This window comes from Pseudomonas alkylphenolica (assembly GCF_004025535.1).
Lineage (GTDB): Bacteria > Pseudomonadota > Gammaproteobacteria > Pseudomonadales > Pseudomonadaceae > Aquipseudomonas > Aquipseudomonas alkylphenolica_A.
The window spans coordinates 175,685-189,186 of record NZ_QJRG01000033.1; the positions used below are offsets into that span (position 1 = coordinate 175,685).

12 protein-coding genes and 1 riboswitch are annotated in these 13,502 nt (G+C 62.0%); of the genes, 2 read left to right on the forward strand and 10 right to left on the reverse strand.

Annotated features, from left to right (window positions below; genetic code table 11):
• Positions 1-9 precede the first annotated feature (9 nt).
• The 7 genes from DM813_RS00915 to DM813_RS00945 form a co-directional block, all read right to left on the reverse strand.
• Complete coding sequence (locus DM813_RS00915) at positions 10-528, reverse strand: retropepsin-like aspartic protease family protein (RefSeq protein ID WP_128321567.1); 519 nt, start codon at positions 526-528, stop codon at positions 10-12.
• A complete protein-coding gene (locus DM813_RS00920; RefSeq protein WP_128321568.1) occupies positions 525-1,511 on the reverse strand; it encodes an esterase-like activity of phytase family protein in 987 nt (328 codons plus the stop codon). Before DM813_RS00920 ends, DM813_RS00915 begins: the two co-directional genes overlap by 4 nt.
• Positions 1,508-3,412 carry a DNA topoisomerase IV subunit B gene (gene parE, locus DM813_RS00925; protein WP_128321569.1) on the reverse strand — a complete coding sequence of 635 codons (1,905 nt, stop codon included), beginning with the start codon at positions 3,410-3,412 and terminating at the stop codon, positions 1,508-1,510. The genes DM813_RS00920 and parE overlap by 4 nt, the downstream gene beginning before the upstream one ends.
• Before the next feature lie 36 nt (positions 3,413-3,448).
• Positions 3,449-4,057, reverse strand: a complete 609-nt coding sequence (locus tag DM813_RS00930; protein WP_128321570.1) for a YqiA/YcfP family alpha/beta fold hydrolase — start codon at positions 4,055-4,057, stop codon at positions 3,449-3,451.
• A gap of 101 nt (positions 4,058-4,158) precedes the next feature.
• Positions 4,159-4,974: a 3',5'-cyclic-AMP phosphodiesterase gene (gene cpdA, locus DM813_RS00935; RefSeq protein WP_128321571.1), complete on the reverse strand. Its 816-nt coding sequence runs from the start codon at positions 4,972-4,974 to the stop codon at positions 4,159-4,161.
• An 84-nt stretch (positions 4,975-5,058) separates the two neighbouring features.
• Positions 5,059-5,511, reverse strand: a complete 453-nt coding sequence (locus tag DM813_RS00940) for a DUF1249 domain-containing protein (RefSeq protein ID WP_038615250.1) — start codon at positions 5,509-5,511, stop codon at positions 5,059-5,061.
• The gene (locus DM813_RS00945) at positions 5,502-6,119 is read right to left on the reverse strand and encodes an NUDIX domain-containing protein (protein ID WP_128321572.1); all 618 of its coding nucleotides are present in this window, start codon (positions 6,117-6,119) and stop codon (positions 5,502-5,504) included. The genes DM813_RS00940 and DM813_RS00945 overlap by 10 nt, the downstream gene beginning before the upstream one ends.
• Before the next feature lie 184 nt (positions 6,120-6,303).
• On the opposite strand from DM813_RS00945, the gene DM813_RS00950 reads away from it, so the two are divergent.
• Complete coding sequence (locus tag DM813_RS00950) at positions 6,304-7,050, forward strand: RsiV family protein (protein WP_128321573.1); 747 nt, start codon at positions 6,304-6,306, stop codon at positions 7,048-7,050.
• On the opposite strand, the gene cytX is transcribed toward DM813_RS00950, so the two are convergent.
• A complete protein-coding gene (gene cytX, locus DM813_RS00955; RefSeq protein WP_128321574.1) occupies positions 7,019-8,311 on the reverse strand; it encodes a putative hydroxymethylpyrimidine transporter CytX in 1,293 nt (430 codons plus the stop codon). The two genes, DM813_RS00950 and cytX, sit on opposite strands and share 32 nt — an antisense overlap.
• Positions 8,312-8,405: 94 nt before the next feature.
• Positions 8,406-10,292 carry a phosphomethylpyrimidine synthase ThiC gene (gene thiC / locus DM813_RS00960; RefSeq protein ID WP_128321575.1) on the reverse strand — a complete coding sequence of 629 codons (1,887 nt, stop codon included), beginning with the start codon at positions 10,290-10,292 and terminating at the stop codon, positions 8,406-8,408.
• Between the two features lie 157 nt (positions 10,293-10,449).
• A riboswitch (TPP riboswitch) is annotated at positions 10,450-10,554 on the reverse strand.
• A 142-nt stretch (positions 10,555-10,696) separates the two neighbouring features.
• Here thiC and DM813_RS00965 point away from each other — a divergent pair.
• Entirely contained in the window at positions 10,697-12,130 is a 1,434-nt protein-coding gene (locus tag DM813_RS00965; RefSeq protein ID WP_128321576.1) for a TolC family outer membrane protein, read from the forward strand.
• Positions 12,131-12,228: 98 nt separating this feature from the next.
• On the opposite strand, the gene waaA is transcribed toward DM813_RS00965, so the two are convergent.
• Positions 12,229-13,500, reverse strand: a complete 1,272-nt coding sequence (gene waaA / locus DM813_RS00970) for a lipid IV(A) 3-deoxy-D-manno-octulosonic acid transferase (RefSeq protein WP_128321577.1) — start codon at positions 13,498-13,500, stop codon at positions 12,229-12,231.
• Positions 13,501-13,502: the final 2 nt, after the last annotated feature.

Below are 13,502 nucleotides of genomic sequence, written 5' to 3' on the forward strand. Positions count from 1 at the left end.
CGGGCCTCATCATTTCAGGTTCTGGCGCAGCAGCAAGGTGCCACCACGCTGGGTAAATTCGAGTTGTTTAAGGGCGCTCATGCCCAGTAATACTTGCTCGCCATCCAGGCCTGGCACCACCAGGGCACGCACATTACGCAACAGGATATCGCCCAATTGCAGGGTTTCCAGTTGCGTACGGTAGCCCTGGGTCCGGCCGTTGGCGGTACTCAGCATCACCGGCGCGCCACGTTCAAGGTCAAGCGTTTCGGCCAGACCTACAGGAATCGCAACATCGGTAGCACCGGTATCCAGCAAAAAATGCACGGGACGGCCGTTCATCTGGCCATCGGCGACGAAATGCCCCTGGCCGTTGCTGACCAGTCGCACTTCAATAAAACCGTCGCCATGTTGCGAACTGACCTGGGCGTTGGGGTTAGCCTGACGCTGCTCCCAATCACCAAAGAAGCGCGTGGCCAGGAACAACCCGGCCGCCCAGGCCAGGACCAACAGCACCCGACCGGCACGCTTGCCTGGTGGTTGACTCAAGATTTGGCACTCCAGCCACCTTCAGGTGCGGCAAAACGCCAGACAATGGGCCGCGACTCGCCGTCCTGGCGGGTCGCGCCATTGTTGTCCACACCAATCCAGGCCCCCTTGGCATCGATCACCAATGCTTCGGCCAGGCCAAAGGGCTGAGCATAGCGGCGCGATTCCGTCAGGGCATCGGCTGCAAACGACCAACAGCGCTCGATCTCGGCGTTCGCCGCATCGCGGCGGCAGATCCGGTGGGCGTTGCGCTCGAGGGTAAAGAGTTTGTCGTTGAACAGCGCAAGGTCGGCAAAGTCGCGTGGCAGTGCCTGCGGCTCAAGCATCTGCGCGGGCTGCATTTCGACCCCGGCTTCGCTGAGCAACACGCAGCCGTTACCGCAATTCCATACCGTTTGCTGACGATTGATCAACAACAGGCCGCGGCGCTCACGTTCGGCCGCCAGCCAGATGCGATCACCCGCCGGGCTCACCGCCAGGCCTTCGAACAACGCATTGAAATGCAACAGCATGCCGCTGGCGCGCGCCTGACGAACCATGCTCGGATCGATTTTCAGCCAGTTCGGCTCACCTTCGACCGGCACCTGCAGGACGGCGGCATGCGCTTCACTGACGACGTAACGGTTGCCAGCGGCATCGCAACTGATGCCTTCGAAGTCCAGGTCGCCGCCACGCACCATGCCTGCTGCCCATGTACGCGAACGTATGCCCCAGGGCAAGCCACTTTCCGGCACCGGCGGCAGGACCATAGGCACCGCCTGGGCCTGCCACACCGGCGCCTGGGTATCGAGCCGGTAGAGCTGATCGTCATCACGGTCAGACACCGACCACAGTTCGCCTTTGCACAGCGCCAGGCCAGACAGGTTGCCACCGCGCATGCCTTCGACCGGGTGCTCGGCGACCAGCTTCAGCTCCGGCCATGGCGCCGCGTGCGCTGTCAGGGCAAACACACTCAGCAGTGTGGCCAACAGCGAACGGATCAAACCAGTACCTCAGCCAGGTTGCCTTTGGACTCCAGCCAGTTCTTGCGGTCCGGGGCGCGCTTCTTGGCCAGCAGCATGTCCATGATTTCACGGGTGCCGTCCAGGTCGTCCAGGGTCAACTGCACCAGGCGACGGGTGTTCGGGTCCATGGTGGTTTCACGCAGCTGTGGCGGGTTCATCTCACCCAGCCCCTTGAATCGCGTGACCTGGGGCTTGCCGCGTTTTTTCTCGGCAACCAGGCGATCAAGAATGCCATCACGCTCGGCCTCGTCCAGGGCGTAGTAGATCTCTTTGCCCAGGTCGATACGGTACAGCGGCGGCATGGCCACATACACATGGCCGGCTTCAACCAGTGGCCTGAAGTGCTGGACGAACAGGGCACAGAGCAAAGTCGCGATGTGCAGACCATCGGAGTCGGCGTCGGCAAGGATGCAGATCTTGCCGTACCGCAGCTGGCTCATGTCGGCCGCACCTGGGTCGACGCCGATCGCCACGGCAATGTTGTGCACCTCCTGGCTGGCCAGGACTTCGCCGCCGTCCACTTCCCAGGTGTTGAGGATCTTGCCGCGCAACGGCAGGATGGCCTGGAACTCCTTGTCGCGTGCTTGCTTGGCGGAACCACCGGCCGAGTCACCCTCAACCAGAAACAATTCGGCGCGCATCGGGTCCTGGCCGGCACAGTCGGCCAGTTTGCCGGGCAGGGCCGGCCCCTGGGTGACGCGTTTGCGTTCGACCTTCTTGCTGGCCTTGAGGCGACGCCCGGCGTTGCTGATGGCCAGCTCCGCCAGTTGCATGCCCAGTTCCGGATGGGCGTTCAGCCACAGGCTGAAGGCGTCCTTGACCACACCAGAGACAAACGCCGCCGCTTCGCGCGACGACAGGCGTTCTTTGGTCTGCCCGGAGAATTGCGGTTCCTGCATTTTCATCGAGAGCACAAAGGTGATGCGCTCCCAGACGTCCTCTGGCGCCAGCTTGACGCCGCGCGGCAGCAGGTTGCGGAATTCGCAGAATTCGCGCATGGCATCGAGCAGGCCCTGGCGCAGGCCGTTGACATGCGTACCGCCCTGGGCCGTAGGGATCAGGTTGACGTAGCTCTCCTGGACGCTGTCGCCGCCTTCGGGCAACCACAGCAGGGCCCAGTCGACGGCCTCCTTGTTGCCAGCCAGGCTGCCGCAGAACGGCTCGTCGGGCAGACGCAGGTAATCACTGACCGAATCGACCAGGTAAGAGCGCAAGCCGTCTTCGTAATGCCACTCGACCTTTTCGCCGCTGGCTTTGTCTTCAAAGCTGACCAGCAGCCCCGGGCACAGTACGGCCTTGGCCTTGAGCACATGCTTGAGGCGGCTGATGGAGAACTTCGGTGAATCGAAATACTTCGGGTCCGGCGCGAAATACACGCTGGTGCCGGTGTTGCGCTTGCCGACCGTACCGACCACTTCCAGCTCGCTGGCCTTGTAGCCGTCGGCGAAGGTCATCTGGTACTCGTTGCCGTCGCGCTTAACCTTGACCCGCACCTGGCTGGACAAAGCGTTTACCACGGAAATACCAACCCCGTGCAGACCACCGGAGAACTGGTAGTTCTTGTTGGAGAACTTACCGCCGGCGTGCAGCTTGGTCAGGATCAGCTCGACCCCGGATACGCCCTCTTCGGGGTGGATATCCACCGGCATGCCGCGTCCGTCGTCGGAAACTTCCAGCGAATGGTCGGCATGCAGGATTACCTGAACCGACTTGGCATGCCCGGCCAGGGCTTCGTCGACACTGTTGTCGATGACTTCCTGGGCGAGGTGGTTCGGCCGGCTGGTGTCGGTGTACATGCCCGGGCGCTTGCGCACCGGGTCAAGGCCCGAGAGGACTTCGATGGCGTCTGCGTTATAGGCACTAGCGCTGGGAATGGCCATGGGTTCTCGTCGTCAGTCGTGGGTAAAAATAAGTCATCAAAATACAGAAAAATCGAGCGATTGGTACTGCTGCGGGGCAATACCGGCAAAGCTCAACAGGGCGGGCAAGCGTTCGGCGAAGCCCTGGAAGCTGTGATCGCCTCCGGCCTGTATGCGCAAGGCGCACGCCCGGTAGAACTGCTCGGCCTGGCGGTAGTCCAGGGTCTCATCGGCGGTTTGCAGCCAGACTTGATAGCGTTCGGCATCTTGCGGCGGCGCCACCTCAAGCTCGGCCAGGGCGTTGACATGATCCAGGGTCAGTTCCCAGGCTTCACCGGTGTAGTGGTTCTGCTGGGTACCCAGATAACCATCGAACATGCGGTGCGGGTTGACCGCCGGGTTGATCAGCAGCGCCTTGAGCCCGTGGCGCTCGGCCAGGTGGGTGGCATAGTAGCCGCCGAGCGAGCTGCCGACCAGTAATGGCGATTCGAGCTCGGCAATGGCGGCTTCGAGCTGAGCCATGGCCTGGCGTGGGTGGTGGTGCAAGGCCGGTACCCGCAAGCGCTCGGCCAGACCGATCTGCTGCATCACCGCGACCAACTGGCAGGCCTTGGTGGATGACGGCGCGCTATTGAACCCGTGAATATAGAGAATCGACCCTGACATACCGCCCCCTGCGCCTGGGCTACCCGGCGCTGCCACGTAGAAAAACGCGCATTTTAGCCTGTTCGTCGACAGTTGGAGCGGTTTCACCCATTCAGCAACACTTAATAGCCATCACCGGCGTAATCAACGGTGAATTCAAAGTCGGTTACCCGTGAGACACCGGTCTCGATCGCGCCATCCGCATGCAAACGCAGCCAACGATAGCCGGGGGCCTGTTCACCCACCTTGAAATCCTCGCTGTGCGGCTCGAACTGGATACAGGTCGAGGGCGAAGCCAGCAAGCGCACACCATCGCGCACTTGATCCCACTCCTGGTGAATGTGCCCCCACAGCAACGCTCGTACCTGTGGATAACCTTTGAGCCGGTCAAACAGCTCGTCGGCGTTGCGCAAGCCGATTGGGGCCATCCAGGCGCAGCCAATGGCGACAGGCTGGTGGTGGAAGCAAATCAGGTGATGGCGCTCCGGCGCCTCGTCCAGTGAACGCGTGAGCAGCTCGAGCTGCCCTTCATCCAGCACCCCGGGCACGGCGCCCGGCACCGCCGAATTGAGCATCAGGATACGCCAGTTGCCGATATCGACCTGCGGATCGAGCAGCTCACTTCCCTGCGCCACCTGTTCCATCGGCAGCGGCTCGTCGTGGTTACCAGCCAGCCAGCGGGCCGGCGCCCCCAAACGTGCAGTGAGATCACGGAAGCAGCGATAGGAATGCTCGGCGCCGTCCTGAGACAGGTCTCCGGTGGCCAGCAACAGGTCAATGCGCGGCTGTTCCTCGACCACCTTGTCAATGACCCGTTGCAGACTGTCACGGGTGTTCATGCCGAGCAGTGTGCCTTGCGGGTCGGCAAACAGGTGGCTGTCGGTCAGTTGCACCAGGTACACCGGTGCATCAGCGGGAGTGATCGATTGTTGCGGCAAGGGCCGACTCCTTGTACGGATTCAGCACGATTATGGCGGCTGGCGGTGTTGGAGCAAATACTCGACAACGACTGGCGTCACATTTCAGCGAACTGCCGCCAACTCGTGGCCACAGGCCAGGCAATGGCTGAGCCATTCTCCCAGGAACAAATTGAGCTGGGCTTTCTCGTCGGGCTGGTGCATGGCGGCGTTCGGGTACGGATAGATGCTGCGAAACCGCCGGGCGTGCTCGGCACTGACCACCTCGGCCATGCGCGCATCGTGATACACCTGCACTTCCAGCTGCGGCACCGGCAACCAGGGCAGGCTGTGTTCCTGGCGCACACGCAAGGTAGTGGTGTAGGGACACGCGAGTACTACATCAAGCACCAGTACGCCGAGCATCTGGTCGCCCTGGGTCATGCCGATGCGACGCGAACTCATGGTGCTGCGCATGTCTGGCAACAAACGCATCAAGCGCGCGTAGTTCGCCTCACAGGCTGCCTGCAACCCGACCAGATCAACCCGGTAGCGTTCGCGCAACAGATTCACGACCATAGCCCCCTGACTTCATCCCGATTCAAGGCCAACCACTGCAAGGCAATAATGGTTGCCGCATTGGCAATAACACCGTCGCGCACGGCCTGCAGCGCATCCTCGAATGCCCAGACCCTGACGCGAATATCCTCGCCCTCTTCCTCCAGACCATGCAGGCCGCCCGCCCCGATGCTGCTGCAACGCCCCAGATAGAGATGCACCAGTTCATCGCTGCCGCCAGGCGACGGGAAGTACCGGGTCATGGGCCACAGCGCACTGAACGTAAGCCCAGCTTCCTCCACGGCTTCACGGTGCGCAACTTCTTCCGGCTGTTCGTCCTTGTCGATCAGACCGGCGACCAGCTCGATCAGCCACGGGTTGTCGACCTTCCCCAGGGCGCCGACGCGAAACTGCTCGATCAGTACCACTTCGTCGCGCTGCGGGTCATAGGGCAGCACGCACACGGCATCGTGGCGCACGAACAGTTCGCGACTGATTTCACGACCCATGCCGCCGGCGAACAGTTCATGGCGCAAGCGCACCCTGTCGAGCTGGTAAAAGCCCTTGAAGCAGTTCACCCGTTCGACGATCTCGACGTCCTTGGGCACAGTGTTCAGCGTGTCTGACATGGGAATCCTCATTACCTCGTGTTGCGCATCGCGCCATCCTAACCTGCGTACCGCCGTGTTTCACCCCTTTAAAGTTGCCGGCCGGGCTGCGAGGATAGGCAGCCTGCTGATATTCAGCTTAGTGGCGAACTGAAGGCCTTGCCGACGGTCCAAGCCCGATTACCTTAGCCTTACAAGGATCATCATGACGCTTGTGAAACTGACTACCGTGGCCGTGCTGGCCCTGGCCCTGGGCGCCTGTCAAAGCCTGTTCCAGCCCAACATGCGCACGCCACTGGAGGTCAAGCGCGATCGTTGGGAGCACATCAAGCCCGGATGCAATACGGCTGATTGCCCGCTGGTCAATATCGACACCATCCACTTCCCGGCCAACCCGAAACTGGACGCAATCGTCGAGAAACGTCTGCTGCAGATGACCCAGGATAACGAGCGCACGCCGCTGCCTGGTTCGCTGAAGGCCTATGAAGACCAGTTCATGGCCTCGGCGCAAGCGCGCAACAGCAGCTACCTGCAAGCGAAAGTACGCGAGCAGCATGACGGACTGGTGATCATCGAGCTGTCCAGTTACCTGGACACCGGTGGCGCCCACGGCATGCCCGGTCGCGGCTTCATCAACTACTCGCGCCAGCAGGACAAGGTGCTGACGCTGCAGGACATGCTGGTGCCGGGCCAGGAAGCGACCTTCTGGAAGACCGCCGAAGAGGCCCACAAGGGCTGGCTGATCAGCACCGGCATGGACAAGGACGCCGAGTTCGTCAAAACCTGGCCGTTCCGCCAGACGCCACACATTGCCCTGACCTATGGCGCGGTGATCCTCAAGTACGAAGTGTATGCCATCGCCCCTTACTCCATGGGCCACATCGAATTGAAGATCCCCTACCCGCGCCTGAACGGTGTGATCAAGCCGGAGTTGTTTCCCGGCCGCGGCTGACAGCGGGCGCTGCCGCCCAGTACACGCACCCTGCCAGTAGCAATGCTGGCAGAGTCGAACCGACATCGGCAGCGTAGTGGGCCAGCAGGTGGTAGGTGGCCACCCCGCAGGCCCAGGCTACCAATGCCCGCCAGTGCAAACTGTGGATCGGGCTGGCATCGCTGCGGCGGCGACGCACGACAAAGTGGTCAACCAGCACCACACCGAACAGCGGGGCAAACACCGAGCCGATCAGCAACAGGAAATTCTGGTACTGGGCCAACGGCGCAAAGCAGGCGATCAAGGTGCACAGCACGCCAATGGCCAAGGCCAGGTGCTCGACCTTCAGGCGTACCAGCAGCCCGGTGGAAACCGCCGCCGAATGGATATCGGCAAAGGCCTTTTCCGACTCATCGAGCAGAATCAGCAACAGCGGAATGCCCAGGCCCGCGCCCGCCAGCGCCAGTAGCAAGGTATTGACCTCACCGGCCGGTGCAAAGGCCAGGGTATAGGCCACGCCCAGGCTCATCATCCACACGTTGCCAACGAAATAGCCCAGTGCCGTGCCGACGAATACCCGGCTGGCATGACGACTGAACCGCGAGTAGTCGGCAATCAGCGGCAGCCACGACAATGGCATGGCAATGGCAATATCGATGCCCACAGCCAGCGACATCGAGCCGTCACCGGCGCGCGCCCACAGGGCTGCGAGGTCGGCTTTGGCAAACAGGTTCCAGGTCAGCCACAGGCAGGCACCCAGCAATAGCCAGATACCCCACTTGCGCAGGATTTTGCGCACGAACGTCAGCGGCCCGCTGACCGCCAATGCCGTTGCCAGGGCACCAAAGCACAGGGTCCAGAGCAAAGGGTTGGTCAGCGCACTGCCTTCGCCAAAGGCGCGCGCACCCAGCAGGCTCGCGGCATCACGCATGACGATGATTTCGAACGAACCCCAGCCGATCAGTTGCAACAGGTTGAGCAGCGCCGGCAGGCGTGCACCATCGCGGCCAAGGCTGCGACGCAGGGCGGCCATGGACGACAGGCCGGTGTCGCTGCCGATGACGCCGACGGCCGCAAGCAGCAGCACGCCGACACTGGTGCCGACGATGATCGCCAGTACCGCATTGGCCAGGCCCAGGCCCGGGCCAAGCAAGGCACCGGTTTGCAGGACCATCAGGCCAATGCCGAGGGAGAACCACAGGGAGCAAAGGTCACGACCGCTGAGGACGCGCTGCTGGCTGGTGACCGGATGGTCGGGGGAAAACTGACTGGGTGTACTCACGAGCAATGTCTCGACAGGAGGATATTTTTGTTCTTCAAGGCGCTATCGCCGGCAAGCCGGCACCTGCAGTTTTGCAGGCGCCGGCCCGGCCCGATCAGACCTTCTTGTACAACTGGCTGCCTTCCTGGCGGAACCGCTCGGCCTGCTCGCGCATGCCATCCTCGACCGCCACGTCCACCGCATCGATGCGCTGGTTGGCGGCGTACTCCCGCACTTCCTGGGTGATTTTCATCGAGCAGAACTTCGGCCCGCACATAGAGCAGAAGTGTGCGACCTTGGCGGAGTCCTTGGGTAGCGTCTCGTCATGGAACGAACGGGCAGTGTCCGGATCCAGGCCGAGGTTGAACTGGTCTTCCCAGCGGAACTCGAACCGCGCCTTGGACAACGCATTATCACGGATCTGCGCCCCCGGATGCCCCTTGGCAAGGTCTGCCGCATGGGCGGCGATCTTGTAGGTAATGATGCCGGTTTTTACATCGTCCTTGTTCGGCAGGCCCAGGTGCTCCTTGGGCGTCACGTAGCAGAGCATGGCGCAACCGAACCAGCCGATCATCGCCGCACCGATGCCGGAGGTGATGTGATCGTAACCCGGGGCAATGTCGGTGGTCAGCGGACCAAGGGTGTAGAACGGCGCTTCGTCGCAGCACTCGAGCTGCTTGTCCATGTTCTCCTTGATCAGTTGCATCGGCACGTGGCCAGGGCCTTCGATCATGCACTGGACATCGTGCTTCCAGGCAATCTTGGTCAGCTCGCCAAGGGTCTCCAGTTCACCGAACTGGGCGGCGTCGTTGGCATCGGCAATCGAGCCCGGACGCAGGCCATCGCCCAGCGAGAAGCTGACGTCGTAGGCCTTCATGATTTCGCAAATTTCGTCGAAGTGGGTGTAGAGGAAGTTCTCTTTGTGGTGCGCCAGGCACCACTTGGCCATGATCGAACCACCACGGCTGACAATGCCGGTGACACGCTTGGCGGTCAGCGGCACATAGCGCAGCAACACCCCGGCGTGAATGGTGAAGTAGTCCACGCCCTGCTCGGCCTGCTCGATCAGGGTGTCGCGAAACAGCTCCCAGGTCAGGTCTTCGGCGACGCCATTGACCTTCTCCAGTGCCTGGTAGATCGGCACGGTACCGATCGGTACGGGCGAGTTGCGAATGATCCATTCGCGGGTTTCATGAATATGCTTGCCGGTCGACAGGTCCATGACCGTGTCGGAGCCCCAGCGAATACCCCAGGTCAGCTTGGCCACTTCTTCTTCGATGGACGAGCCCAGGGCACTGTTGCCGATGTTGCCGTTGATCTTCACCAGGAAGTTGCGGCCGATGATCATCGGCTCCAACTCAACGTGGTTGATGTTGGCCGGAATGATCGCGCGGCCGCGGGCAATTTCCTCACGCACGAATTCGGCGGTGATTTCCTTGGGAATACTGGCGCCGAAACTGTGGCCCGGGTGCTGCTGATTGAGCAAGCCCGCTGCACGTGCTTCCTGCAGCTTCATGTTCTCGCGGATGGCAACGTATTCCATCTCGGCGGTGATGATGCCCTGGCGGGCGTAGTGCATCTGGCTGACGTTGGCACCAGCCTTGGCCCGGCGCGGATTGCGCACATGGGCAAAGCGCAGCTTGGTCAGCTCGGCATCGGCCAGGCGCTGCTGGCCGAAGTGCGACGACAGCCCGGCCAGGCGCTCGGTATCGCCACGCGCGTCGATCCAGGCAGAGCGAACATCGCCCAGGCCTTTGCGCACGTCGATAACCACTGCAGGATCGGTATAGGGACCGGACGTGTCATAAACCAGCACAGGCGCGTTGGCCTCGCCGCCGAAATCGGTGGGGGTGTCGTCCAGGCTGATTTCACGCATCGGCACGCGGATGTCCGGGCGCGAGCCTTCGACATAAATCTTGCGCGAACGGGTAAACGGCTGAACGGACTGCTGATCGACCCGGGCCGACTCACTCAGATTGGTATATTTTTCTTGTTTACTCATCACAGGCTCTCCAGACGGCTTCCTAGCAGTGGAATGTCGGGGAGAACCTGAAAGGCACGGACGCACCAGGAGCGGTGCTGTGCCACATACGCGGTGATGCCTGCAGCTTTGATGGCTGACTCGACAATCCCGGACATGGCACAAGAGACTCGCCGGGAAAGCGAGAAATCTTGTTCCCTACGCAGGCGCTAACCTGATCAGGTTCAACGGGATCCGGATTATCCGATCTCAGCCTCAACGCAAGGCACCCCGACAAGAACGCAGCCAGTCTAGACTGGACTCACCTGCAATGCCAATAGTACAAACACAAGCACGATAAATGGCGCAAATGGCAGATTGTTGCAAAGTGTCTGCGCATCTACACTCACCGGCTCAGAGAGACTCAATTGTTCAAGGATCGCCCTATGCTGCGCAAACTTTCACTGGCGCTTGCCGTGTCTTGTGCTACCAACGGAATGGCCTGGGCAGCAGAAACGCCCCTGTCGGCGAAGACCGACCTGGTCAGCGTCTACCAGGAGGCGGTGAACAACAACGCCGACCTGGCTGCGGCTCGTGCCAACTACGGCGCCCAGAAGGAAGTGGTGCCTCAGGCACGTGCGGGCCTGCTGCCAAATTTGTCGGCCGGGGCCGAAATGCAAAACACCCGCACCAAGATCGATGACCCGTCGATCACCTCCAGCCGCAGCGGCAACTCGTGGAGCGCTACCCTGGCCCAGCCAGTGTTCCGTGCAGACCGCTGGTTCCAGCTGCAAGCGGCTGAAGCGGTCAACGAGCAGGCTGCGCTGGAACTGTCTGCCACTGAGCAGAACCTGATCCTGCAAAGTGCCGAAAACTATTTTGCGGTGCTGCGCGCCCAGGACAACCTGGCGTCAACCAAAGCGGAAGAGGCAGCCTTCAAGCGCCAACTGGACCAATCCAACGAGCGCTTCGATGTCGGTCTTTCGGACAAGACCGACGTGCTGCAGTCCCAAGCCAGCTACGACACGGCACGGGCCAACCGGATCGTGGCGCAGCGCCAGGTCGACGATGCCTTCGAGGCCTTGATCACTTTCACCAACCGCAACTACAACGCAATCCAGGGTATGCGCCACACCCTGCCAGTGCAGGTGCCGGTGCCCAACGATGCCCAGGCCTGGGTTGAAACAGCAGGTAAGCAGAACCTGAATCTGCTGGCGACCAACTATGCCGTCGACGCCGCCGAAGAAACCCTGCGTCAACGCAAGGCCGGCCACGCGCCGACTCTGGACGCGGTAGCGCAGTACCAGAAAGGTGACAACGACAACCTCGGCTTCACCAACCCGAACCTGACCGGGCGCAACTACAGTGGCGACGTCGAGCAGACCTCGGTCGGCTTGCAACTGAACATTCCGATCTACAGCGGTGGTCTCACCAGCTCGCAAGTGCGCGAGGCCTATCAGCGTCTGAACCAGACCGAGCAGCAACGCGAAAGCCTGCGGCGCCAGGTGGTGGAAAACACTCGCAACCTGCACCGTGCGGTCAATACCGACGTAGAACAGGTGTCCGCCCGCAAGCAGTCGATCATCTCCAACCAGAGCGCCCTGGAAGCCACCGAAATCGGCTACCAGGTCGGTACCCGCAACATCGTCGACGTGCTCGACGCGCAGCGCCAGCTGTACACCTCGGTGCGCGACTACAACAACACCCGCTACGACTACATCCTCGACAACCTGCGCCTGAAGCAGGCAGCCGGCACCTTGAGTCCTCAGGACCTGACCGACCTCAGCCGCTACCTGAAGCCGGACTACAACCCGGACAAGGACTTCCTGCCTCCGGACCTGGCGGCAGCAGCCAAGGCCAACTTCGACGCCCGTCCTTAAGCAGGAGCCAGCGGGCGGCGCTCCGACTTGCCGGCGAACCCTGCGCCGCGGTGTACCTGGTACACCGCGCCATCGCTCTTCGCGGGCAAGCCCCGCTCCTACAGGACCAACCGGCCGAGGCCCTCCAGCAATCGCTGCAGAGCGCCCTGATTGGCTTTCATCACTGCCCGTCCCGCCTCGCCCATGCGCCGCGCATCCTGCGGCAACTCGATCAACCGGCGAATTTCCGCCGCCAGCCCCTGGGCATCGTCAACCTCCTGCAACGCCCCGGCATCGCGCAGCATCGCCGCGATCTCAAGGAAGTTGAACAGGTGCGGGCCACTGATCACCGGCAACGACAAGGCTGCAGGCTCCAGCAAGTTGTGCCCGCCATTGGGCACCAGGCTGCCGCCGACAAAGGCGATATCCGCCAAGGCATACAGGAACAGCAATTCGCCCATGGTGTCGCCGAGCAGCACCGCTGTCTCCGGTCCCACCGGCGCGGCGCTGGAGCGTCGAATGGTCGGAAACTGCGACGAACACAACTCGAACACCGAATTGAAGCGCTCCGGGTGCCGCGGCACCAGGATCAGCAAGGCGTCGGCATGATGCTCCAGCAACTGACGGTGCGCCGCCAGAATTACTTCGTCTTCGCCCTCGTGGGTGCTGGCGGCGATCCATACCGGTCGTTGTCCGGCCTGCCACTGCTCACGCAGGGCCCGAGCGCGCGGTAACAGTTGCTCATCAATGCGCAGGTCGAACTTGATCGAACCGGTGACCTGCACGCATTCAGGCCGCGCGCCCAGTTGCCGGAAGCGCTCCGCCTCGGTTTCGGTCTGCACCGCGATCAGGCTCATCTCGGCCAGCATCGGCCGGGTCAACCCGGCAAAACGCGCATAACCACGTGCCGAGCGCTCGGACAGCCGCGCATTGGCCAACGCCACGGCAATACCGCGCTTGGCGCACTGGTGGATATGGTTCGGCCACAGCTCGGTTTCCATGATCACCGCCAGTTTAGGCTGCACATGATCGAGAAAACGCCCGGCCGCCCACGGCAAGTCATAGGGCAAGTAGCAGTGCTGGATGCGTGGCTCATCGGCGAACATCGCCCGCACTCGTTCTGAACCCGTCGGGGTCATGCAGGTGATGGTGATCGGCAGCTGCGGATAAGCCTGCAACAGCGCGCGGATCATCGGCGCGGCAGCAATGCTCTCGCCCACCGACACTGCATGCACCCAAATACCGCCCTTGCGCATGGCCGGCAGGTTCATGGCGAAGCGTTCGCCGATGCGCTGGGCATAGGCTGGCGCCTTGCGCGAACGCAGGAACAGGCGCAGCGCAACCAGCGGCAGGCCCAGGTGAAACAGCAAGGTATAAAGTGTTCTGTTCATGG

Coding starts and splice junctions, on each gene's coding strand:
- parE (WP_128321569.1), bottom strand. CDS start 3,412: ATGGCCATTCCCAGCGCTAGTGCCTATAACGCAGACGCCATCGAAGTC.
- DM813_RS00930 (WP_128321570.1), bottom strand. CDS start 4,057: ATGTCAGGGTCGATTCTCTATATTCACGGGTTCAATAGCGCGCCGTCA.
- DM813_RS00940 (WP_038615250.1), bottom strand. CDS start 5,511: ATGGTCGTGAATCTGTTGCGCGAACGCTACCGGGTTGATCTGGTCGGG.
- DM813_RS00945 (WP_128321572.1), bottom strand. CDS start 6,119: ATGTCAGACACGCTGAACACTGTGCCCAAGGACGTCGAGATCGTCGAA.
- DM813_RS00950 (WP_128321573.1), top strand. CDS start 6,304: ATGACGCTTGTGAAACTGACTACCGTGGCCGTGCTGGCCCTGGCCCTG.
- thiC (WP_128321575.1), bottom strand. CDS start 10,292: ATGAGTAAACAAGAAAAATATACCAATCTGAGTGAGTCGGCCCGGGTC.
- DM813_RS00965 (WP_128321576.1), top strand. CDS start 10,697: ATGCTGCGCAAACTTTCACTGGCGCTTGCCGTGTCTTGTGCTACCAAC.
- waaA (WP_128321577.1), bottom strand. CDS start 13,500: ATGAACAGAACACTTTATACCTTGCTGTTTCACCTGGGCCTGCCGCTG.